General features: G+C 55.8%; 22 protein-coding genes and 1 tRNA gene. 12 read left to right on the forward strand and 11 right to left on the reverse strand.

Annotated elements, in window-relative coordinates; genetic code table 11:
• Nucleotides 1-67: 67 nt before the first annotated feature.
• The 3 genes from mnmA (at nucleotide 68) to ribBA (ending at nucleotide 4269) form a co-directional block, all read left to right on the forward strand.
• The gene (gene mnmA / locus ACG2K1_RS07045) at nucleotides 68-1168 is read left to right on the forward strand and encodes a tRNA 2-thiouridine(34) synthase MnmA (RefSeq protein ID WP_009425251.1); all 1101 of its coding nucleotides are present in this window, start codon (nucleotides 68-70) and stop codon (nucleotides 1166-1168) included.
• 203 nt (nucleotides 1169-1371) lie between these two features.
• Nucleotides 1372-3039 (forward strand): AMP-binding protein, encoded by a 1668-nt coding sequence (locus ACG2K1_RS07050; RefSeq protein ID WP_395428591.1) that lies wholly within the window; start codon nucleotides 1372-1374, stop codon nucleotides 3037-3039.
• Between the two features lie 135 nt (nucleotides 3040-3174).
• A complete protein-coding gene (gene ribBA, locus ACG2K1_RS07055; RefSeq protein ID WP_395428592.1) occupies nucleotides 3175-4269 on the forward strand; it encodes a bifunctional 3,4-dihydroxy-2-butanone-4-phosphate synthase/GTP cyclohydrolase II in 1095 nt (364 codons plus the stop codon).
• A gap of 381 nt (nucleotides 4270-4650) precedes the next feature.
• On the opposite strand, the gene ACG2K1_RS07060 is transcribed toward ribBA, so the two are convergent.
• The 10 genes from ACG2K1_RS07060 to ACG2K1_RS07105 form a co-directional block, all read right to left on the reverse strand.
• A complete protein-coding gene (locus tag ACG2K1_RS07060; RefSeq protein ID WP_395428593.1) occupies nucleotides 4651-5235 on the reverse strand; it encodes a tetratricopeptide repeat protein in 585 nt (194 codons plus the stop codon).
• Nucleotides 5236-5466: 231 nt separating this feature from the next.
• Nucleotides 5467-7302, reverse strand: coding sequence for an excinuclease ABC subunit UvrC (uvrC, locus tag ACG2K1_RS07065; protein ID WP_395428594.1), 1836 nt, complete (start codon nucleotides 7300-7302; stop codon nucleotides 5467-5469).
• Between the two features lie 116 nt (nucleotides 7303-7418).
• On the reverse strand, nucleotides 7419-7676 hold the full coding sequence (locus tag ACG2K1_RS07070; protein WP_009425259.1) for a DUF333 domain-containing protein: 258 nt from the start codon (nucleotides 7674-7676) through the stop codon (nucleotides 7419-7421).
• Between the two features lie 26 nt (nucleotides 7677-7702).
• On the reverse strand, nucleotides 7703-7909 hold the full coding sequence (locus tag ACG2K1_RS07075) for a hypothetical protein (RefSeq protein ID WP_395428595.1): 207 nt from the start codon (nucleotides 7907-7909) through the stop codon (nucleotides 7703-7705).
• Nucleotides 7910-7953: 44 nt separating this feature from the next.
• Complete coding sequence (locus ACG2K1_RS07080) at nucleotides 7954-8685, reverse strand: deaminase (RefSeq protein WP_395428596.1); 732 nt, start codon at nucleotides 8683-8685, stop codon at nucleotides 7954-7956.
• Between the two features lie 280 nt (nucleotides 8686-8965).
• Nucleotides 8966-9041 (reverse strand) — tRNA-Ile (locus tag ACG2K1_RS07085).
• Between the two features lie 145 nt (nucleotides 9042-9186).
• Nucleotides 9187-10863 carry an energy-dependent translational throttle protein EttA gene (ettA, locus tag ACG2K1_RS07090; RefSeq protein WP_395428597.1) on the reverse strand — a complete coding sequence of 559 codons (1677 nt, stop codon included), beginning with the start codon at nucleotides 10861-10863 and terminating at the stop codon, nucleotides 9187-9189.
• A 144-nt stretch (nucleotides 10864-11007) separates the two neighbouring features.
• Nucleotides 11008-11229: a hypothetical protein gene (locus ACG2K1_RS07095; RefSeq protein WP_009425264.1), complete on the reverse strand. Its 222-nt coding sequence runs from the start codon at nucleotides 11227-11229 to the stop codon at nucleotides 11008-11010.
• 98 nt (nucleotides 11230-11327) lie between these two features.
• Complete coding sequence (locus ACG2K1_RS07100; RefSeq protein ID WP_395428598.1) at nucleotides 11328-12257, reverse strand: CobW family GTP-binding protein; 930 nt, start codon at nucleotides 12255-12257, stop codon at nucleotides 11328-11330.
• Nucleotides 12248-12706, reverse strand: coding sequence for a Fur family transcriptional regulator (locus ACG2K1_RS07105; RefSeq protein WP_009425266.1), 459 nt, complete (start codon nucleotides 12704-12706; stop codon nucleotides 12248-12250). Before ACG2K1_RS07105 ends, ACG2K1_RS07100 begins: the two co-directional genes overlap by 10 nt.
• 180 nt (nucleotides 12707-12886) lie before the next feature.
• On the opposite strand from ACG2K1_RS07105, the gene ACG2K1_RS07110 reads away from it, so the two are divergent.
• The 4 genes from ACG2K1_RS07110 to ACG2K1_RS07125 all read left to right on the forward strand — a co-directional run bounded on the left by ACG2K1_RS07110 (nucleotide 12887) and on the right by ACG2K1_RS07125 (nucleotide 18685).
• Nucleotides 12887-13384: a dihydrofolate reductase gene (locus ACG2K1_RS07110; protein ID WP_395428599.1), complete on the forward strand. Its 498-nt coding sequence runs from the start codon at nucleotides 12887-12889 to the stop codon at nucleotides 13382-13384.
• Nucleotides 13385-13550: 166 nt separating this feature from the next.
• Nucleotides 13551-16385, forward strand: a complete 2835-nt coding sequence (gene uvrA, locus ACG2K1_RS07115; protein WP_395428600.1) for an excinuclease ABC subunit UvrA — start codon at nucleotides 13551-13553, stop codon at nucleotides 16383-16385.
• A 25-nt stretch (nucleotides 16386-16410) separates the two neighbouring features.
• Nucleotides 16411-17835 carry a P-loop ATPase, Sll1717 family gene (locus ACG2K1_RS07120; RefSeq protein ID WP_395428601.1) on the forward strand — a complete coding sequence of 475 codons (1425 nt, stop codon included), beginning with the start codon at nucleotides 16411-16413 and terminating at the stop codon, nucleotides 17833-17835.
• Between the two features lie 391 nt (nucleotides 17836-18226).
• Nucleotides 18227-18685, forward strand: a complete 459-nt coding sequence (locus ACG2K1_RS07125) for an REP-associated tyrosine transposase (protein ID WP_395428674.1) — start codon at nucleotides 18227-18229, stop codon at nucleotides 18683-18685.
• A 76-nt stretch (nucleotides 18686-18761) separates the two neighbouring features.
• Here ACG2K1_RS07125 and ACG2K1_RS07130 read toward each other — a convergent pair whose 3' ends face one another.
• Nucleotides 18762-19001, reverse strand: a complete 240-nt coding sequence (locus ACG2K1_RS07130; RefSeq protein WP_395428602.1) for a hypothetical protein — start codon at nucleotides 18999-19001, stop codon at nucleotides 18762-18764.
• A 419-nt stretch (nucleotides 19002-19420) separates the two neighbouring features.
• Between ACG2K1_RS07130 and ACG2K1_RS07135 the strand changes: the two genes are divergently transcribed.
• The 5 genes from ACG2K1_RS07135 (at nucleotide 19421) to rfbD (ending at nucleotide 23084) form a co-directional block, all read left to right on the forward strand.
• A complete protein-coding gene (locus ACG2K1_RS07135; protein ID WP_395428603.1) occupies nucleotides 19421-19954 on the forward strand; it encodes a restriction endonuclease in 534 nt (177 codons plus the stop codon).
• Nucleotides 19955-20161: 207 nt separating this feature from the next.
• Nucleotides 20162-21034, forward strand: coding sequence for a glucose-1-phosphate thymidylyltransferase RfbA (rfbA, locus tag ACG2K1_RS07140; protein ID WP_395428604.1), 873 nt, complete (start codon nucleotides 20162-20164; stop codon nucleotides 21032-21034).
• Between the two features lie 377 nt (nucleotides 21035-21411).
• Entirely contained in the window at nucleotides 21412-21636 is a 225-nt protein-coding gene (locus tag ACG2K1_RS07145; protein ID WP_395428605.1) for a hypothetical protein, read from the forward strand.
• Nucleotides 21630-22145 (forward strand): hypothetical protein, encoded by a 516-nt coding sequence (locus tag ACG2K1_RS07150; protein ID WP_395428606.1) that lies wholly within the window; start codon nucleotides 21630-21632, stop codon nucleotides 22143-22145. The genes ACG2K1_RS07145 and ACG2K1_RS07150 overlap by 7 nt, the downstream gene beginning before the upstream one ends.
• 66 nt (nucleotides 22146-22211) lie before the next feature.
• Complete coding sequence (gene rfbD / locus ACG2K1_RS07155) at nucleotides 22212-23084, forward strand: dTDP-4-dehydrorhamnose reductase (protein WP_395428607.1); 873 nt, start codon at nucleotides 22212-22214, stop codon at nucleotides 23082-23084.
• Nucleotides 23085-23170 lie beyond the last annotated feature (86 nt).

Below are 23170 nucleotides of genomic sequence, written 5' to 3' on the forward strand. Positions count from 1 at the left end.
ACAAAGGCCGTCTGAAAACGTACAATCCGCCGCCTTTACGCGCCAACGTTCAGCAAAACAAGATTTTATGACACAGCACAGCAGCCAAAACATCGTCGTCGGCCTCTCCGGCGGCGTCGATTCCTCCGTAACCGCCGCCCTGCTCAAACAGCAGGGGCATCAGGTGCGCGGCGTGTTTATGCAAAACTGGGAAGACGACGACAACGACGAATATTGCAGCATCAAACAAGATTCTTTCGACGCCATCGCCGTGGCCGACATACTCGGTATCGACATCGACATCGTCAATTTCGCCGCGCAATACAAAGACAAAGTGTTCGCCTACTTTTTGCAGGAATACGGCGCGGGCCGCACGCCTAATCCCGACGTATTGTGTAATGCCGAAATCAAGTTCAAATGTTTTCTCGATTACGCGATAGAGCAGGGCGCGGACGTGATTGCCACCGGCCATTACGCGCGTAAAGAAGTGCGCGGCGGCGTGCATCATCTGCTCAAAGGTCTCGATGCCAACAAAGACCAAAGCTATTTTCTCTACCGCCTGCGTCCGCACCAGCTCGAACGCGCCGTTTTCCCGCTCGGCGGCTTGGAAAAGCCCGAAGTGCGCCGCCTCGCCGCCGAATACGCGCTGCCCACCGCCGCCAAAAAAGACAGTACCGGCATCTGCTTTATCGGCGAGCGGCCGTTCCGCGAATTTCTGCAACAATACCTGCCCACGCACAACGGCGCGATGGTTACGCCCGAGGGCAAAACCGTCGGCGAACATGTGGGGCTGACCTTTTACACCCTCGGCCAGCGCAAAGGCTTGGGCATCGGCGGCGCGGGCGAGCCGTGGTTTGTGGTCGGCAAAAACCTGCCGCGCAACGAGCTGATCGTGGTGCAGGGGCACGACCATCCGCTGCTTTATACAAACAGCCTCGTGATGAACGATTTGAGTTTCACGCTGCCCGAACGCCCCGCGCCCGGCCGCTACACCTGCAAAACCCGTTACCGCATGGCCGATGCCGCCTGCGAATTGCGCTATTTGGACGATGACACAGCCGAACTGGTTTTCGAGGAGGCGCAATGGGCGGTTACGCCCGGCCAATCCGCCGTGCTTTACGACGGCGATGTCTGCCTCGGCGGCGGCGTGATTGTGTCCACCGACAAGCCCGTGATTGTGGCCGCGTAGGCATTTCAGACGGCCTTATTTGAAAACATACAAACGTATCGGCAATCGGTTTTTACAAGGCAAAAGACCGTCTGAAAAACCAAGTTCCCCAAGCAACATCATTCCCGCGCGGGCGGGAATGACGGTCTTAGGACATAACCTGATAATTCAAAGGCCGTCTGAAACGGGTTTTCAGACGGCCTCCAACCAAGAAAGACATATATATGGAAAAACTCTGGCTGAGCAGCTACGAAAAAGGCGTCAACGCCGAAATCGACATCACGCGCTACCAATCGATTACCGACGTTTTCAACCAAAGCGCGGAAAAATTCGCCGACCGACCCGCCTTCCAAAACATGGGCAAAACGCTCACCTACGCCGAAACCGCCAAGCTGATTACCGATTTCGCCTCCTATCTGCAAAACGTATTGAAACTGCCGCGCGGCGAGCGCGTCGCCATCATGATGCCCAACCTGCTGCAATACCCGATTGCCCTGTTCGGCGCCTTGCAGGCCGGCATGGTAGTGGTCAACACCAATCCGCTTTACACGCCGCGCGAACTCGAACACCAGCTCAAAGACAGCGGCGCCAGCGTGATTGTCGTGTTGGAAAACTTCGCCGACACGCTCGCATCGGTTTTGCCGAAAACCCAAATCAAACACGTCATCGTTGCCAGTGTCGGCGACCTGCTCGGCGCCATCAAAGGCCGTCTGATTAATTTCGTGCTGCGGCACATTAAAAAAATGGTGCCCGAATACCGCATTGACGGTGCTGTCGGCTTTCAGACGGCCTTAAAACAGGGCGCGGCGCAGCCGTTTCAAAAAACCGACATCAAACGCGAAGACACCGCCTTTCTGCAATACACCGGCGGCACCACCGGCGTGGCCAAAGGCGCGGTGTTAAGCCACGGCAACATCTGCGCCAATATGATGCAGGCGGCCGAATGGATTAAAAACCAACTGCGCCAAGGCGAAGAAACCGTTATCGCCGCCCTGCCGCTCTACCATATTTTCGCGCTCACGGTGAACCTGATGATTTTCACCAACGCCGGTTCGCGTATCATCCTGATTACCAACCCGCGCGACATGAAACGCTTTATCGGCGACATGAAAAAAGAACGCATCAGCGTGTTTATCGGCGTCAACACCCTGTTTAACGGCCTTACCAACCAGGCCGAATTTGCCGAAGTTGATTTTTCCAACCTGCGCCTCACCCTCGGCGGCGGCATGGCCACGCAAAAAGCTGTGGCCGAAAAATGGAAAAAAATCACCGGCACGCCCATCGTCGAAGCCTACGGCCTCACCGAAGCCAGCCCCGGCGTGTGCTGCAACCCCCTAAATATCGAAGCATACAGCGGCGGCATCGGCCTGCCCGTCCCCTCCACCGAAATCGAATTGCGCGATGCCGAGGGCAAAGAAGTCGGCGTGGGACAGCCGGGCGAAATGTGGATACGCGGCCCGCAGGTGATGCAGGGCTATTGGAACCGCCCCGAAGAAACCGCCAAAGCCATTGATGAGCGCGGCTTTCTCGAAACCGGCGACATCGCCGTAATGGACGAAAAAGGCTGGTTCAAACTGGTCGACCGCAAAAAAGACCTCATCGTCGTCTCCGGCTTCAACGTTTACCCCAACGAAATCGAAGAAGTCATCGCCCACCACGACAAAGTGATGGAAGTCGCCTGCATCGGCGTGCCCAACGACAAAACCGGCGAAGCCCTCAAAGTGTTCGTCGTAAAAAAAGACCCCAGCCTCACCAAAGAAGAACTCACCGCCTTCTGCCGCACCGAGCTAACCGGCTACAAAGTGCCCAAAGACATCGAATTCCGCGACGAGCTGCCCAAATCCAACGTCGGCAAAATCCTGCGCCGCGAGCTGAAAGAAACGCAGAAATAAAAACGCAAAAACAGCATAAGGCCGTCTGAAAACACTTTCAGACGGCCTCCCTTTTACCGCCAAACGCATGATTTGCCTTTCCCCCGCCCCGCGCATACAATCCGCCGCTTTTGCACCCACACAAGAAAGAACGCCATGACCGCCGTTTCCCCCATTCCCGAAATCCTCGCCGACATCCAGGCCGGCAAAATGGTCATCATCACCGACGCCGAAGACCGCGAAAACGAAGGCGACCTCGTCATGGCCGCCCAATTCGTCACCCCCGAAGCCGTCAACTTCATGATCAAACACGCACGCGGCCTCGTCTGCCTGCCCATGGCCGACCGCCTCGTCGACCGCCTCAACCTGCCGCAAATGACGCAGAAAAACGGCGCGCAATACGGCACCAACTTCACCGTTTCCATCGAAGCGGCCGAAGGCATCTCCACCGGCATCTCCGCCGCCGACCGCGCCCACACCATCCGCACCGCCGTATCCCCAGAAGTAGCGCCCCCCGACATCGTCCAGCCCGGCCACATCTTCCCCCTGCGCGCGCAAAAAGGCGGCGTGCTCGTGCGCGCCGGCCACACCGAAGCCGCCGTCGACCTCGCGCAAATGTGCGGCCTCATCCCTGCCGGCGTCATCTGCGAAATCCTCAACGACGACGGCACCATGGCGCGCATGCCCGAGTTGAAAACATTCGCCGCCGAACACAACATCAAAATCGGCACCATCGCCGACCTCATCGAATACCGCAGCCGCACCGAAAGCCTGCTCGAAGACATGGGCGACAACGAAATACACACCCCCTGGGGCGCGTTCCGCCAGCACGTTTACGTCGACAAACTCACCGGTGAAACCCACCTCGCCCTCGTCAAAGGCGAAATCTCCCCCGAACGCGAAACCCTCGTGCGCGTGCACGAACCCTTCGGCGCCATGGACTTCCTGCACACCGACCCCGGCCACTCCTGGCCGCTGCCCGCCGCACTCGAGCGCCTGCAACAGGCTGACAGCGGTGTCGCCATCCTCCTGCACCGTACCGAAGACGGCGCCGCCCTGCTCGAACGCACCCTGCTGAAAACCGACCGCCAAATCAAAAAATGGGATAGGAAAACCTACGGCATCGGCGCGCAAATCCTCGCCGCCCTCGGCGTAAAAAAAATGCGCGTCATGGGCAAACCCTCGTCGATGAACAGCCTCAACGGCTTCGGCCTGGAAGTCGAAGGTTTCGAAGAGGCAGACAAAGCCTGATCCAGCCGCCCTCTGCCGCAGACAAAAGGCCGTCTGAACGCCCGCTTGGGGTTTTCAGACGGCCTTTCTGCTTTCTGTTTGCCCGACACACTTTCAGACGGCCTCTAAGGCCGTCTGAAACCTATCGGACAGAAGAGTTCCTTCTCCTGCCCTGCGGGGAGAGAGCTAGCGTGAGGGCTTACGCCGCTGCGGTAACTTTTGCAGGACATCGGCGCAAATGCAGTTCTGCGAACTGCCCCCACCAACTCTGCCCCCTGCGCTTGGGCGCAGGAAGGCAGTTTGGTGCGTAGCGGGATTTTCAGTTTTTCAGACGGCCTCTGAGGCCGTCTGAAACTGCCGAGGCCGCCCGTTGCGGCAAAGTGTCGGATACGGATATCCGGCCTACAAGGCTTGATGCACCGATCGGATATATTCCACCGCCTGCCAATATCCTTTTTGCGCCGCTTTGTTTATCCAATCCAGCGCCTGATCGCGATGGTCTTGCAGCAGCAGAATACCCAGTTCGTGCATGGCTTGGGCATTGCCCTTTTCGGCAGCAGATGCCAACAAAGCGGTGCATTTGCCCAAATCGGCTTCGGTGCCTAAATCGCCTGTTTTATAGATTTCCGCCAGCGTGATAACGGCTTCGTCCCATCCTGCCGACGCACACTTTTGATAGATAAGCAGGGCTTTTTTATCGTCTTGGGCAATATGGTTGGCCGTATGGAATCTCAATGCGCCGGCCAGCTTCATGCCAGAGGGCAGATTGCCGCGACGGAAATCGTTTTCCAATGCTTCGTAATATTTTCCATAGGCTTCTTCTACGGTCTGCTTGTCGGGGCTGCCGAAATTTCGCCGCTTGTAATCATAGATATAGGCCAGCATGCCGTAGGCTTCTGCCACACCCGAACGGATCAGCGATTGAACCAGCGGCAAAGCACGGTCGACTTCGAGATTGTCTATCAGCTCTTCGGCCGTTTTTAACATTTCATCATTCACCATAGGATTTCTCAATTTCGCAGGTCGAATTACCGAATCCGACAGCTGTTTGCCAAACGGCAGAGGCCGTCTGAAGCCGAAACGACGCAGTGAAAATGTTGGGTTTTCAGTCCAAGCTGCCTCTGAATAAATGCAAAGGCCGTCTGAAACCTCCGTAGGCTGTCTGTTGGCCAGGGTGTCGGATACAAGTATCCGACCTACGGTTTTTTTCAGACGGCCTCAATGCAGGTGCTCATAAATCTTTTCGGCCAGTGCTTTGCTGATGCCTTCGACTTGTTCCAAATCTTCTTTGCTGGCGGCAACGACGCCGCGCAGGCCGCCGAAGCGGGTGAGCAGGGCTTGGCGGCGTTTGCTGCCTACGCCGGGGATGTCGCTTAAGGAGGAGGTAACACGGGCTTTGTCGCGTTTTTTTCGGTGGCCGGTGATGGCGAAGCGGTGCGATTCGTCGCGCACGGTTTGCAGGAGGTGCAGGGCGGGGCTATTGGGCGGCAGGCGGAAGGTTTCGCCGGTGAACGGGAGAATGAGTTCTTCCATGCCGGCTTTGCGTTCCGGGCCTTTGGCGATGCCGACCAAGGGAATGTGCAGACCGAGTTCTTCCCATACGGATACGGCGATGCTGATTTGTCCTTTGCCGCCGTCAATCAATACGACATCGGGCCATTTGACGGCCTCGCCGTTGGCTTCGGCTTCCTGCATTTTGCCGTAGCGACGGGTGAGGACTTCGCGCATGGCGGCGTAGTCGTCGCCGGGTTTGGCGGTGGTGATGTTGTAGCGGCGGTATTGCGAGGGCTGGATGTTGTGCTCGTCGTACACGACGCACGATGCGATGGTGGCTTCGCCTTGGGTGTGGCTGATGTCGAAGCATTCGAGGCGGTTTAGGCCGTCTGAATCCATGTTGAGGATTTTGGCCAGCTCGCTGATGCGCTGCTGCTGGCCGGTTTGTTGCAGGCGGCGTTGGGCAATCGCCATTTGTGCGTTTTGTTCCGCCATTTTCAGCCAGACTTTGCGTTCGCCTATGGTTTTGGTTACGAACTGCATTTGTTTGCCGTGTTCGCCCTCTAAGGCTTCTTTCAATGCGTCGGGGACGAGGAAGTTGCTGATGATGATGTCGGGTTTGCTTTTGCCCAGATAGTGTTGGGCGACGAAGGCTTCGGCGTAGTCTTGCCCGTTTGGTTCGGGGTCGTTTTTGGTGTCGGGGAAGAAGCTTTTGTCGCCGACGTGCCGCCCGCCGCGTATGCTGACCCAGTGTACGCAGACAAGGCCGTCTGAAACGGCGAGCGCGAGCAGGTCGATGTCGTTGGGGTTGTTGGGGTTTTTGCTGTCGATGAACTGGTTGCTCTGCATGACGCCGAGTGCTTGGATTTGGTCGCGGTAGCGGGCGGCTTCTTCAAATTGCAGGTTGGCGGCGGCGGTCTGCATTTTGTGTTGTAAGGTGCGGGTCAGTTCGTCGGTTTTGCCGTTGAGGAAAGTGGCGGCTTGGCGCACGCTGTCGCGGTAGTCTTCTTCGCTGATGTGTCCGACGCAGGGCGCGGTGCAGCGTTTGATTTGGTAGAGCAGGCAGGGGCGGTCGCGGTGTTCGAACACGCTGTCTTCGCAGGTGCGCAGCATGAACACTTTTTGCAGAACCTGAATGCTGTCCCGCACGGCGTTGCTGTTGGGATAGGGACCGAAATATTGGTTGGGCTTTTTGAGCGTGCCGCGATAGTAGGCCATCTGCGGAAAGGCGTGGCCGCTGAGCATGAGATAGGGGTAGCTTTTGTCGTCGCGGAAGAGGATATTGTATTTGGGCGACAGGGCTTTGATGAAGTTGTTTTCGAGAATCAGGGCTTCGGCTTCGGAGCGGGTAACGGTGGTTTCGATGTGGTGCACCTGTTTTACCATCAGCGCGATGCGCGGCGAGTGGTCGTTTTTCTGGAAATAGCCCGACACGCGCCGCTTCAGGTTGACGGCTTTGCCGACATACAGCACGTTGCCCGAGCGGTCGAAAAAGCGGTACACGCCGGGTAGCAGCGGCAGGTTTTTGAGAAACAGCGGAATGTCGAAATGGTCTTGCATGGCGTGGCGGAGATTTTTTGTTTTTCAGACGGCCTGCATTATACCGAGGCAGCGAAAGGCCGTCTGAAAGCACACAACCGGGCTTTCAGACGGCCTTTTGGGTTTGATATGGAAACTTAACGCTTGCTGTGTTTGCGGAAATATTCCCACTCTTCCACCACACTGCCGTCGGGCAGGTGGCACATGGCGTATTCGTTGCCCTCTGCGTCCTTGCGCGGCTCGAGTTTGCCGCCGCGTTCGACGCAGAACACGGAAGCGGGATTGGCCATACCGACGGCGGGCGGCGGCGCGTCGGTGGTTTTGCCGTTTTTTTTGGCACAGGCCGACAGCACGGCGGCGGCGAGAATCAGGGCGAGAGCGGTTGCGGGTTTCATGGCGGGATACCTTTCTTTTTAACGGATTAATGACGGGAAAGATCAGAAGGGCGGCGGGCATCGCGGGCAAACTGCTGCGCGCAGTAAGCGCTGCCGCCCGCGCGGTATTTGTTACCCTCAATTCCGCCCAAAGGCTCGGAACACGACGGGGAGCCGCCCGCCACACCCTGCCACGGCGCGGCGCAGGCGGACAAAACGGCAGATGCGGCCAGCAACAGCAAAACGGTTTTCATATGATTCCTTTCAGACGGCCTTTTTAAACGGGCGGATTGTACCGTCAAACGCCGCCCTTCTGCCGCCGTTCGCGGAAAAAAGCCCGCAGCAGGGCGCGGCTCTCGTCGGCCAGAATGCCGCCGAACACCGCCGTATGGCTGTTCAGACGGCCATCGGCAAACAAATCGCACACACTGCCCGCCGCGCCGCTTTTGGGCTCGGCCGCGCCGAACACCACCCTCGCCACCCGCGCCTGCAACAGGGCGGAAGCGCACATCGCGCACGGCTCGAGCGTCACATACACATCGCAGCCGTCCAGCCGCATACTGCCGAGCCGCCGCCCCGCCGCCGAGAGCGCACGGATTTCCGCGTGCGCGCTGACATCGCAGTCGGCCAGACAGCGGTTGTGTGCCGCCGCCAGCACCTCGCCGCCGCGCACCACCACCGCCCCCACCGGCACTTCCCCCAACGCCGCCGCCGTTTGCGCCTGCCGCAACGCCTGCCGCATAAAGCCTTCGGCCTCTGCGGCATCGGGCGGCAGGGCGGCGGGCGGGCGGCGTTTCACCTCCTCCCACAGCGCGGCCTTGTCCGCCTCCGTCAACGCGCGCGCGTCCGTGCCCGCGCATTCCGCCGCCAGCTGCCACAACACACTGCGCGTTACCGTGCAGCCCGCCGCTTTAAGCAGCAAAAAAGCCTGCGCCGCTCCCGTCCGCCGCAAATCCCCGCGCGTCAGCATGCCCAGCGCATTGAGGGCGCGGACGACGGAAGGGGCAAAAGGCGGCGTGGCAAGAAGCATGGTTTCGGAATTGTTTGGAAAAAAGTCGGGAAACGGGTTTGCGCGGCTTGAGGCCGTCTGAAACTTAGCGGATTGCCGTGTCCCCGTTAGGGTGGGGTTTGCGCCGCTGCGGCGACTTTGACAGGACATCGGCGAAATGCGGTTCTGCCAACTGCCCGCGCTTGAAGCGCAGCGGAGAGTTTGATTGGCGGCGGGATCGGCAGTTTTCAGACGGCCTCAATACTAAATACGGGGCAAAACAAAAGCCAAGTCGGCAAACTTGGCTTTGGCTTTTTTGAGTTGGTGGGTCCGGTGGGGATCGAACCCACGACCAAGGGATTATGAGTCCCCTGCTCTAACCCCTGAGCTACAGACCCTGCATGCCGCTTGGGCAGCAAAGCGCGGCATTCTAGCGGCAATTGTTGCCGAAGACAAGGGCGGCGGGAATTTTATCGGCAAAAGGCCGTCTGAAAACGAAGTTTCGACGACGTTAAAACTTTCAGACGGCCTTTCCCTACCCTATCACCGCGTTACAGGCTTGTAGCGAATCCGTTTCGGTTTCGCTCCCTCTTCGCCCAAACGGCGTTTTTTATCGGCTTCGTATTCCTGATAGTTGCCGTCGAAGAACACCCATTTGGAGTCGCCCTCGCAGGCGAGAATGTGCGTGGCAATGCGGTCGAGGAACCAGCGGTCGTGCGAAATCACCATCACGCTGCCGGCAAATTCCAAGAGTGCGTCTTCCAGCGCGCGCAGGGTTTCTACGTCCAGGTCGTTGGACGGTTCGTCCAGCAGCAAGACGTTACCGCCGCTCAATAAGGTTTTTGCCAAGTGCAGACGGCCTCTCTCGCCGCCCGACAGGTTACCGGCGATTTTACTTTGGTCGCTGCCTTTAAAGTTGAAGCGTCCCAAATACTGCCGCGCAGGGATTTCAAACTGGCCGACCTGCAAGATATCGCGGCCTTCGGCGATGTTGTCGAACACGGTTTTGTCGTTTTGCAGGCCGTCGCGGCTTTGGTCGATGAGCGACATTTTGACGGTTTGTCCAATCTTGACTTCGCCGCTGTCGGGCTGCTCTTTGCCCGCAATCAGTTTGAATAAAGTAGATTTGCCCGCGCCATTCGCACCAATCACGCCGACAATCGCGCCTGCTGGGATTTTGAAACTCAAATCGTCGATTAAAACGCGGTCGCCGAAGGATTTGGATACGTTCACAAATTCAATCACTTCGTTGCCCAAACGCTCGGCGACGGGGATGAAGATTTCCTGCGTTTCGTTGCGTTTTTGGTATTCGTAGTTGGACATTTCTTCAAAACGCGCCAAGCGGGCTTTGGATTTGGCCTGGCGGCCTTTGGCGTTTTGGCGCACCCATTCCAATTCCTGCTTCATGGCTTTGACGCGGGCGGCTTCGGATTTGGCTTCGTTTTCCAAGCGTTTTTCTTTTTGCTCCAGCCACGAAGAGTAATTGCCTTTCCACGGAATGCCGTGGCCGCGGTCGAGTTCCAAAATCCATTCGGCGGCGTTGTCGAGGAAATAGCGGTCGTGTGTTACGGCGACGACGGTGCCGGGGAAGCGCACGAGAAATTGTTCCAGCCATTCGACGGATTCTGCGTCCAAGTGGTTGGTCGGCTCGTCCAACAGCAGCATATCGGGCTTGGAAAGCAGGAGTTTGCACAGGGCGACGCGGCGTTTTTCACCGCCCGAAAGCACGCCGATTTTGGCATCCCAATCGGGCAGGCGCAGCGCGTCGGCGGCGATTTCCAATTCGTGTTCCGCGCCGCCGCCGGTGCTGCTGCCCGCCGCGATGATGGCTTCCAAACGGCCTTGTTCTTCGGCCAGCGCGTCAAAATCGGCATCGGGATTGGCGTATTCGGCATACACTTCTTCCAAACGCTTCTGCGCGGCGGCCACTTCGCCCAAGCCGCTTTCCACTTCTTCGCGCACGGTTTTTTCTGGGTCAAGCTCGGGCTCTTGCGGCAGATAGCCGATTTTGATACCGCCCATCGGCACGGCTTCGCCTTCAAATTCGGTGTCCACGCCCGCCATAATGCGCAACACGGTGGACTTGCCCGCGCCGTTCAAGCCGAGCAAACCGATTTTCGCGCCGGGGAAAAATGACAGGGAAATGTCTTTGATGATGGTTTTCTGCGGCGGCACAACCTTGCTCACGCGCAGCATGGAATAGACGTATTGTTGGGACATGGGGGCTCCTTATATGAAACGGGGAAAGGTTGGAAGGCCGTCTGAAAACGGATTCGGGGTTTCAGACGGCCTGACTAAAAGAATGCCTGCAAACGGCGTTGAGGCCGTCTGAAAGCGGTTTTTTACGCTCGGCGGCATACGGCATCAGCCGCGTGCCATCAACAAAACAAAAACCAAGCCGAACAGTATCGCCAGCAGCACGCCGACGGTGGCGGCAATCATGGCTCTGCTGTCGGCGCGGACTTTTTCCAGTCGGGTTTGCGCCTCGATCAAACGGGTTTCCGCCTCGGTGAGCGCCGTCTGCGCCCGCATCATCTCGGCTTTGGCGGCGCACTCTTCGGGCGTACCGTTCTGTTGTTCGTCCATGCTTTTCTCCTTTCGGCATCTGCTTTGAGGCCGTCTGAAAGCCGAAGGATTCGGTTTTTCTGTTTTCAGACGGCCTTTTCAGACGGCCTTTACCGTGTTTATTTCTCCAAAGCGTCGTTCAGCCGTTTTTCAATCAGATCGGCGTCGAAAGATTTGGCAATCAGCTCGAAGCGGCTGTCGCGCCGCCAGGCGACTTGGTTGGCACCCCATTTTCCGTCCACCCAGTTGAGCCACACCCATGTGCCGAGCACTTGGAACACGCCTTTGGCGCGCACCAGCCCTTCGGTGAGTTTGGGCAGCTCGTCGAAGAAGGCGGTGAGCCGTTCGCCGTCGAAATCGCAGCCTGCGGGGAAGGTGTAGCCTTGCGACTGGAAGCCCATGGTGTTGTCGGGCAGCGATTCGCTTTTCAGACGGTAGCGCGGTTTTTCGATTACGGGGATGTCGAGCCAGGCGATGTCGAGCTGCGCGTTCTGCACTTCGGCCACTTTGGCCTTGGGCGGGAAGAGTTTGCCCGCTTTGTCGCGGAAGACGGCCAGCTCTTCTGCGGTGCAGAGGTCGGTTTTGCTGGCAATCAGGATGTCGCACACGCTGACCTGGTCTTTATAGAGAGCCTGGTTGGCGTAATCGGGGTTGACGAACTGGCGCGGGTCGACAACGGTAAACACGGCGGCGATGTCGATTTGCGGCGCAAACGGAGCGGCTTTGAGTTCATCGATCACGCTGGCGGCATGGGCGAGGCCGCTGGCTTCGATCATCACGCGGTCGGGCTCGTTGCGCAGCAGTTTGGCCAGCGCGCTGCCCATCTGCGGGCCGGCGGCGCAGCACAGGCAGCCTCCGGCGATTTCGGCCACGGGGATGCCTTCGTCGCTCAAAACCGCGCCGTCGATGCCGATTTCGCCGAACTCGTTAACCAGTATCACCCATTTTTCGTCGGGATTTTTTTGCGCCATCAGGCTTTTGAGGGCGGTGGTTTTGCCCGTGCCGAGAAAGCCGGAAATCAGATGGATTTTGGTTTTTTTCAATGACATTTTGCGCACACTCCCGTCAATACCAAATGTTCTTCGGTCAGCTCGAAACCGCTTTCGCCCAAAGCACGCTGCAAATCCGCCCACTGGCGGCTGAGCGTTTGTTCGTCCACCGCTCCGCACTCGGTGCAGACCAGGATAAAGGCACTGTGGCTGTGGCCGTTTTGTTCTTCATGGCCGTGCTCGCGGCAGTTGTGGCGGGCGTGGCTGCACAGCACATAGCCGTTTACTGCCGCGATTTTGTGCAAAACGCCCTGCTCCACCCAGAAATCGAGGGCGCGGTAGGCCGTGGGCGGGGCGACGGGGCTGCTGCTGGCCTTCTGCATGGCCGAGAGCACCTGATAGGCTTTGATAACGCCTTCCTGTTCCAACACGATGTCGAGCACCTGCTCGCGCAGCGCAGTAACCTGCGCGCCGTTCAGCCGCGCCTGATCGATAATTTTCTGCTTCATGGTTGTCCGTTCCTATTTTCAGACGGCCTCGGGCGCCGCCTTTAAAAAATTATAGCGGCAGCAAACAGATGATTACTGCCGAAACGGGTGGATTATACCCGAAAGGCCGTCTGAAAACGGCGCGCCCCGCAGCGGCGGGCGATATAATGGCGGCCGTCTGAAACACACGGAACAAACGCCATGCCGAAAATCACCCTGATTGCCGCCCGCGCCGCCAACGGCGTGATCGGTGCGGACAACAAAATGCCCTGGCACCTGCCGGAAGACTTCGCCTTTTTCAAAGCCCGCACGCTGGGCAAGCCCGTTGTGATGGGGCGCAAAACCTGGCAGTCGCTGCCGAAAAAACCGCTGCCCGGGCGGCGCAATATCGTTGTCACGCGTCAGGCGGACTTTGCCGCAGAGGGCGCGGAAACCGCCGCTTCCCTTGCCGCCGCGTTCGCTTTGTGTGCCGGTGAAGAAGAAACCATCGTGATGGGCGGCGGCGAGATTTACGCGCAGGCGATGGCGCAGGCTACCGATTTGCGTATCACCGAAATCGCGCTGGAAGCGGCGGGCGACGCGTTTTTCCCAAACATCGATCCCGCGCTGTGGCATGAGGCGGAACGCACGGAACACGTCTCTGCCGACGGCCTGCGCTATGCTTTCGTGCATTATGTGCGCACGCCTTCGACGGAATAAGCCGCCGAAGGAACAAAAGGCCGTCTGAACAAAGGCCGTCTGAAAGCGTGTTTCCGCTTTGTTGGAACGCGCTTTCAGACGGCCTTTTTCCGTTTGCCAAACCAGGACGCGCAGACAAAAAGTGCTAGAATGCGCGGTTTCTTTTCACTTTTCAGACGGCCTCACCATGTGCAAAAACCATCACGACAACGACACTATCCGCATCCGCGGCGCGCGCACGCATAATTTGAAAAACGTCGATTTGGACATTCCGCGCCACAAGCTGGTGGTGGTCACGGGGCTGTCGGGCAGCGGCAAGTCGTCGCTGGCGTTTGACACGCTGTATGCCGAAGGGCAGCGGCGTTATGTCGAGAGCCTGTCCGCCTATGCGCGGCAGTTTTTGCAGATGATGGACAAACCCGACGTCGATTTGATCGAAGGCTTATCTCCCGCGATTTCCATCGAGCAGAAATCCACCAGCCACAACCCGCGTTCCACCGTCGGCACGGTTACGGAAATCCATGATTACCTGCGCCTTTTGTACGCCCGCGTCGGCACGCCGTATTGCCCCGAACACAATCTGCCGCTGTCGAGCCAAACCGTGTCGCAGATGGTCGATGCCGTGTTGAAGCTGCCGGAAGACACGCGCGTGATGATTCTGGCGCCGGCGGTGCGCGAGCGTAAGGGCGAGTTTGTCGATTTCTTTGCCGACTTGCAGGCGCAGGGTTTTGCGCGGGTACGCGTGGACGGCGAGGTCTATCAGCTTGACGAAGTGCCGAAGCTGGAAAAAAACATCAAACACAATATCGACGTGGTCATCGACCGCGTGAAAGTGAAGGCGGACATCAAGCAGCGGCTGGCGGAAAGTTTTGAAACCGCGCTGCGCCACGGCAACGAGCGCGCGCTGGCGATGGAGATGGACAGCGGCGAAGAACATTGGTTTTCCGCACGTTTCGCCTGCCCCGTGTGTTCGTACAGCCTGCCCGAATTGGAGCCGCGCCTCTTTTCGTTCAACAACCCGATGGGTTCCTGCCCCACTTGCGACGGCTTGGGCAACACCAATTTCTTCGACCCCGAAAAAGTGGTCGCCCATCCCGAATTGTCGTTAGCTTCGGGGGCGATTGACGGCTGGGACAAGCGCAATCAGTTCTATTTCCAAATGATTCAGTCGCTGGCGCGGCATTATGGTTTCGATGTGCAGGCTGCTTGGGAAACGCTACCTGAAAAAGTGAAAAAAGTCGTGTTGCACGGCTCAGGCAAGGAAGTCATTGATTTTACTTACCTGTCCGAACGCGGCACCACCTTTAACCGCAGCCACGCCTTCGAAGGCATCATTCCCAATCTCGAACGCCGCTATCGCGAAACCGACAGCGAAACCGTGCGCGAAAAACTGCGTGAATACCAAAACCACCGCGCCTGCCCGAGCTGCGGCGGCGCACGTTTGCGCAAAGAAGCGCGCTACGTTTACGTCAGCGGTGAACCCTTGCACGAAGTTTCCGCCTGGCCGCTGACCAAAACCCACCAATTCTTTGAAACGCTGGATTTAGACGGCAACAAAAAACAAATCGCCGAAAAAATCCTCAAAGAAATCACCGAGCGGCTCGGCTTCCTGATTAACGTCGGGCTGGATTACCTGAACTTGAGCCGCTCCGCCGAAACCCTTTCCGGCGGTGAAGCCCAGCGCATCCGCCTCGCCAGCCAAATCGGCAGCGGCCTGACCGGCGTGATGTACGTTTTGGACGAACCTTCCATCGGCCTGCACCAGCGCGACAACGACCGCCTGCTCGCCACCCTCAAACGCCTGCGCGATTTGGGCAACAGCGTGATTGTGGTCGAACACGACGAAGACGCCATCCGCGAAGCCGATTTCGTCGTCGATATGGGCCCGGGCGCAGGCGAACACGGCGGTAACGTATTGATTGCCGATACGCCCGAAAACGTCGCCAAATGCGAAAAATCCATTACCGGACAATACCTCAGTGGCAAAAAATCCATTGCCGTGCCGTCTGAACGCACGCCCGTCAATCCCGACCGAATGCTCGTCCTCAAAGGCGCACGCGGCAACAACCTCAAAAACGTTACCCTCGAACTGCCGCTCGGTTTGATTACCTGCATCACCGGCGTATCCGGCAGCGGCAAGTCCACCCTGATTAACGACACCCTCGCCAAAATCACCGCCCGCGAACTCAACCGCGCCCAAGAAGAACCCGCCCCATACGACGACATCCGCGGCCTCGAACATCTCGACAAAGTCATCAACGTCGACCAATCCCCCATCGGCCGTACCCCGCGCTCCAACCCCGCCACCTACACCGGCCTGTTCACCCCCATCCGCGAACTCTTCGCCGGTGTCCCCCTCTCGCGCGAACGCGGCTACAACGTCGGGCGTTTCTCCTTCAACGTCAAAGGCGGCCGCTGCGAAGCCTGCCAAGGCGACGGCGTGATTAAAGTCGAAATGCATTTCCTGCCCGATGTGTACGTCCCCTGCGAAGTCTGCCATGGCAAACGCTACAACCGCGAAACCCTCGAAATCCAATACAAAGGCAAAAACATCAGCCAAGTCCTCGACATGACCGTCGAAGAAGCCCGCGAATTTTTCGACGCCGTCCCCACCGTATCGCGCAAACTGCAAACCCTGATGGACGTAGGCTTAGGTTACATCCGCCTCGGCCAGTCCGCCACCACCCTCTCCGGCGGCGAAGCCCAACGCGTCAAACTCGCCCTAGAGCTATCCAAACGCGACACCGGCAGAACACTCTACATCCTCGACGAACCCACCACCGGCCTGCACTTCGCCGACATCGCCCTGCTGCTGGAAGTCATAGGCCGTCTGAAAGGCAAAGGCAACTCGATTGTGATTATCGAGCATAATCTGGATGTGATTAAAACCGCGGATTGGATTGTGGACTTAGGGCCGGAAGGCGGCGATGGTGGTGGTATAATTATTGCTTCAGGTAGCCCTGAACAGGTGGCAAAGGTTAAGGGGAGTTATACTGGGAAGTATTTGAAAGTGGTTTTATAATTTCAATATTGATAAGGAAACATAAATGGAATTTAAGGATATCGAATTTGGCAAAGCATCAGGAGAAACAGAGGGATCTCGTTATCCAGAATTGCTAAAAAAAGCCTATTTAGATTATAAAAACATATACCAAGAAATTGAATCTGGTAACAATTTCCTTGTATTAGGTCATAAAGGATGTGGCAAATCAGCCATTGCAGAAAAACTACGTTTAGAAGCAAAAGAAAAACGAGTTTCTGTCATCAGATTGCAAGAATTCCCTTTTAAATCTTTTGGAAAGATTTTTTCAGGTCAAGCTGAACCAGAAGCCAAATACCCAACATCTTGGTCTTGGCTGCTTCTATTGGCAATAATTGATGAACTAAGACATGATCATGGGGCAAGAGATGCAGTAAATATTGAGTACAATAAAGCTATTGATAAACTTGATGAGTTTGGACTTCTTTCATCATCAGATTTAAAAAGTGTTGCGGTAAAATCTAGTAAAAAAGAATTTAAAATTCAAATCCCTAAAATTTTAGAGTATTCTACCGCTGGCTCAACTCAAGGCAACTCATATGAAACAATTTTTACGGATTTAGTTTCTTTTTTAAAAGAATTAGTTATCAATTATTCTACTGAGGGTGGTCTAATTCTAATAATTGATGGTTTAGATGATATTCTAACTTCTAGAGAAGTACAATATCAAGCTCTATCAGCACTAATTTTTGAAGCTGAGAGGCTTAATTTATTATTTTTTTCTAACAAAAAAAAAATTCATATTGTTATCCTTTGTCGAACTGAACTATATGAAAAACTACCAAACCCAAATAAAAATAAATTAAGAAAAGACTTTGGATTTGAATTAAACTGGTATCAAGATACTGATTATGCTGAAGGGTCTAACTTAGTAAAACTAGTAAACTTAAGAGCAAAATTATCTTTTAATAAAGAAATTGATATTTTTAAGAATTTTTTCCCTGATACTATTAAAGGAAAGCCATCTCTGCAATATTTACTAGAGATGACAAGACATACACCTCGAGACTTTATTAGCATGATGAACTGCTTAAAAGAAATTGAGACAAATGGAAAATTCACAGAAAACCTTATCATGCAAGGACTAAAAAGATATTCAATAGACTATTTTGAACCTGAGATACGTGATGAAATTGTTGGTTACATCGATATTCATGATTATGAAAGGTTCTATGAAATAATAAGCAAAATTAAACAAAGAGAATTTCCCTATAGTAAATTAAAAGAAATAAGTGAAGTTTCCAAATTAACTGAAGATAATCTGAAAAAGTTGATGAATGTTTTATACGATTGTGGGGCAATCGGAAATAAGTGGAGCAATGGAACATCTAATAGATATGAATTTAAATTTAGAAATAAAAATTCACACTTTAATTCTACTTATACAGTTGTTTTACACAAAGGATTATGGAAGGCATTAAATTTAATATAACTCCTTAGCAGACCGTAGCCTGTAAACCCAACCCACAAGCAAGCCGTAGCCTGCATACTCAAGCAACCGCGTGCGTGGCTGCGCCACACACCCTACCTGTGAATCACACGAAACTTCAAAGCCAATACGTAGGGTGTGTGCGGTACGCACGCACGCGGTTGCTTGATTGACGGTTTACCGTTTCAACTTTTAACTTCGTTGAAGCTAGCGCTTTCAGACGGCCTCCAATGTCGTCTGAAAGCGTCAGCTTCAACAAAGTTTTAAAACCTTAAACAACAAACCATTCCTTCTCCAACACCCAAACCACAAACAAAAATCCTATGGCGCGTTATCGCAGAAACTTCATTGCCAGCGGCACATTCTTTTTCACCGTCAAACTCGCCGACCCAAAATCGCGCCTGCTTGTCGAACATATGACTTATTGCGTGCGGCTTATATTGATGTGCAAAAACAATATCCCTTTGAAACCGTCGCCGTATGCGTGCTGCCGAACCATATTCACGCCATTTGGACGCTACCGCCCGATGATGCGGATTATTCCCTGCGCTGGCGGCTGATTAAAACCAAATTCTCCGCACATTTCCCTCGTACCGAAAACCTGTCCGCCAGCAAACAGCGGCGGCACGAACGCGGTATTTGGCAACGGAGTTTTTACGAACACACCGTGCGCGACGAAATCGATTTGCAGCGTTGCACAGACTATATCCATTTCAATCCCGTCAAACATGGATTATGCGGCAATGTCCGCGATTGGCCGTTTTCGTCGTTTCACCGTTATGTGCGGGATGGATGGCTGCTATTGGATTGGGGCGGAACGAAAGAAACGGCGGTAATGAGTTTTGGAGAGTGAATGCCATAATAAAAAACTACCTAGTGCTGTACCGCCAATTTCCGGAAGGCGAAGATTTGCAGGCTGCCTGAAACCCTCAGCCTTTCGGCTGCCCTGCCAGCGCCATCGGCAAAATAATTAACTGTGCGGGGAAGGTAATAATATCCGCCCCCACCGCAAACGGCAGCATCAACACCTGCGCCGCTCTGGCACTTCTGCTGTTTAAAATCACATCTTTGATGCGGACGGAAACGGTATGAGGCAGCCGCGTTCCCGAAATCCGTTTTTCAGGCTGCCGGTACAGCCGGACTCGGTCCCCGATGGTAGAGTCGCTCATGCACAGGCGGTAGGCATAGGAATCGCGGTACTGCGGTTCGAAACCTAGCTCGGTCAGTATTTTCCGCTCGCTCGCCTGCTGCGCCGGCGAAAGTGCGGGGTCTGGGGAATAGCAAGCGTAGGGTGTGTGGCTCTGCCACGCACGCGGTCGCCAAACACTCCGTGTATGCCGGCTTTTTCAGCCCGCCGTTCAATCCGCCAAACAAAACAGCCTGCGCAACAAAGCGAAGTTGCGAAGCTAAAAAACGATACGGAACACTGAACCCTCTAACCGCGTGCGTGCCTACGGCACACACCCTACAAAGCAGCCTGAAAACCAACCCTTTCAGACGGCCTCAAATGCCGTCTGAAAGCCCAAAAAGCAGCCTGAACCTCCACTTTCAGGCTGCCTTTCCATCCACCACAAGCAAAGGACACCCCATGCCCGCCATTATCACCGACCCCGCCCAACTCGCCACCGCCCAAGCGCGTTTTACCCAAGCCCTGCAAGCCGCCCTCAGCCAAAAAATCCCCTGCACCATCGCCGCCGTCAACGGCGGTTTTGACACCGAAGCCGCCTACTCGCCCGAGCTGGATTTGTGGTACGCGCAAACGCAAGACGGCAAAAAATGCTGGAACGGCTTCGGCATCGGCGCGCCCGCCGCCGGCAAAAAAGCCGCCCTCGCCGCCGAAATCAACTTCCCAGCCGAGGGCGTCAACCGCGCCCTATCCGGCGCATTCGCCCAAGACGAAAACGGTGAAATCCTTGTTTTGCATCGCGGCAAAATCCGCGGCGGCAAAGCCCTGTTTTTCCAATACTACCAAGACGAAACCCTCACCGCAGACGACGGCGGCAAACCCGACACCTTCGCCCTAATCGGCAGCCTGAACGATGCCGACTTCCCCGCCCAACTCGCCGCCTTCGTGCGCCAACTCCTAGAAATCAAAGCCGCCGCCAAACGCGATGCGTGTTGAAACCCGATCGCAGCCCACAATCAAACCGAATAATATGAATCGGCATAAAACGGTTTGGTATAATTTTGCCGCCCGAACTCCTGAGGCCGTCTGAAAACCCTTTCAGACGGCCTCAGCAAAATGCAACCTCTCCGTATCCGTTTCCAAACACCCTTTTCAGACGGCCTCCACAGACCGCCTGAAAACCCACCCCACAGGAGAAATCCCATGAAAGGCATCATCCTTGCCGGCGGCTCCGGCACCCGTCTTTACCCCATCACCCGCGGCGTTTCCAAACAGCTGCTGCCCGTGTACGACAAACCCATGATCTACTACCCCCTGTCCGTGCTCATGCTCGCCGGCATCCGCGACATCCTCGTCATCACCACCCCCGAAGACAACCCCGCCTTCCGCCGCCTGCTCGGCGACGGCAGCCGCTTCGGCATCCATATCGCATACGCCGAACAGCCCAGCCCCGACGGCCTCGCCCAAGCCTTTATCATCGGCGAAGAATTTATCGGCAGCGACAGCGTCTGCCTTGTGCTCGGCGACAACATCTTCTACGGCCAGTCCTTCACCCAAACCCTGTGCCAAGCCGCCGCCAAAAGCCACGGCGCCACCGTCTTCGCCTACCAAGTGCGCGATCCCGAACGCTTCGGCGTCGTCGAATTCGACCAAAACTTCAAAGCCCTTTCCATCGAAGAAAAACCGAGCGAACCCAAATCCGACTGGGCGGTAACCGGCCTTTATTTCTACGACAACCGCGTGATCGACTTCGCCAAACAGGTCAAACCCTCCGCACGCGGCGAACTCGAAATCACCGCCGTCAACCAAATGTATCTCGAAGACGGCAGCCTTTCCGTGCAGCTGCTCGGACGCGGCTTCGCCTGGCTCGACACCGGCACCCACGAGAGCCTGCACGAAGCCGCCGCCTTCGTGCAGACCGTGCAAAACCTGCAAAACCTGCAAGTGGCCTGCCTCGAAGAAATCGCCTGGCGGCAGGGCTGGCTGAATGCCGGCCGGCTCGCAGAACTTGCCCGCCCCATGGCCAAAAACGAATACGGCCAATACCTGCTGCGGCTGTTGGACGGCAGGCAATAAAACGCCTTTGAGGCCGTCTGAAAAGTTTGTTTACTGCATTGCAGTACGCTTTCAGACGGCCTCAAGGCTACCTGAAAGCGCAGCTTCAACGCAGTTAAAGCAAAAGGCCGTCCGAAAACACAGCAGGACAGATCGGACATTGATACTCGGCCTGTGCCCCAAGCAACCAAGGAAGACCATGCAGAAATACAGCAAAATCAACCATGAATACAAATATGTCCTCGTCCACTTTGAGGAAATAGACGACCTGCCCGCTTTATTGAAAAACATAGATTTGAACGAATACGAAATAGGCATCGGCTTCGGCCGCCTCCAACATTATGAATACAAACAGATGATGCGCGAGCAATATCCGAACGACACCAAAAAAAAGCTGGATGCAGATGGATTTGTCCCCGCTTACCGACTATCCCGAAATCAGCAGCCTCTATTTGGAAAACGGCTTTACCGTCCGCAACCTTGATGCCCTATACACGCTCAATCTGCATACTTTGCACTTTGAACCGATGGAAAAAAACGAAATCAAAACCAAAGAAAAGCTGGATTTGTCGCGCCTGAAACACCTGAAATACATAGACGGCGGCTGGGCAAATTTATGGTGAACCTGGGCGGCTGCAAAACGCTGGAAAAAATGAAAATCTGGTTTTACCCCGACCAAGATTTCAGCGAAATCGGGCAACTCAACAGGTTGGAAGAATTAACCATGATCCAATGCAAAACCCTCACCCTGGACGGCATCACCGACATGCCCGCCCTGAAACAAATCGAGCTGAAATACTCGCGCACCCTGCAAAACATCGACGCGCTGGCCAACTGCCCGAACCTAGACCTGGTTTGGATTGAAAAATGCTCCCAACTCATCAACATCAACCTGAAATCCGCTTCCATCAGCCGGCTGCTGCTCGACCGCGTGGCAAATCTCAACTTCCTGCCGCAGCTGCCTAATTTGAAGCGTTTGCTTATTGCCGATTTGAAAGACGGCAATATGCAGCCGATTTTGGATTGTGCAGACCAATTGGAATCAGTCGGCCTATACCCGACCAAACGCCCGCATTACCAATATTCCGAAAGGGAACTGCACGCCCTGCTGGATGCCAAAAAAGCCCGATAAACCGTAGGGCGTGTCGGCATCCAACTTTCAGGCAGCCTCCTACCCCCAACCCGAAAGAACAAACCTATGAACATCCTGATTACCGGCGCCGACGGCCAAGTCGGCCGCGAACTGGTTTTGCAGCTTCAAAACCGCGCCACCGTCCTTGCTGCCAACCGCGCCGCGCTCGACATCACCGATTCCGCCGCCGTCGAACGCACCGTTGCCGGTTTCCGTCCCGACGTCATTATCAACGCCGCCGCCTACACCGCCGTCGATAAAGCCGAAAGCGACGCCGACACCGCCTACGCCGTCAACCGCGACGCCGTACGCCATCTGGCCGAAGCCGCCGCCACACATAAGGCCGTCCTGCTGCACATTTCCACCGATTATGTGTTCGACGGCACGGCCGACGCGCCCTACCGCGAAACCGATCCCGTCAACCCGCAAAGCGTGTACGGCAAAAGCAAACTGGCAGGCGAACAGGCCGCTGCAACCTGTCCGCGCCACATCATCCTGCGCACCGCCTGGGTGTTCGGCGAGTACGGCGGCAACTTCGTCAAAACCATGCTCCGCCTCGGCCGCGAGCGCGACAGCCTCGGCATCGTTGCCGACCAACACGGTGCGCCCACCCCCGCCGCCGACATCGCCGCCGCCCTGATTGCCATCGCCGAACGCAGCCAAGCTCCCGGTTTCGCCGACTGGGGCGTCTATCATTTTTCAGGCTGTCCCTACACCAGCTGGCACGGCTTTGCCGAGCAAATCTTTCAGGCTGCCGCCGCGCAAAACCTGATGCCGAAAATCCCCGAGATCAAAGCCATCGCCACCGCCGACTACCCCACCCCCGCCCGCCGCCCAGCTAACTCGCGGCTGGACTGCACCAAAATCCAAAACACCTTCGGCATCGAAGCGGCAAACTGGCAGGCCGCGCTGGCTGATTTGCAGCCTTACTGCCGATAAACCGCATACTGGCCAACCCTGCCGCCCGTTAAAACGTTTAGGCCGTCTGAAAATACAAAACAGGCATCCGAACCATTGTTCCAAAT

The organism is Neisseria sp. 23W00296 (genome assembly GCF_044772855.1).
Taxonomy (GTDB): Bacteria; Pseudomonadota; Gammaproteobacteria; order Burkholderiales; family Neisseriaceae; genus Neisseria.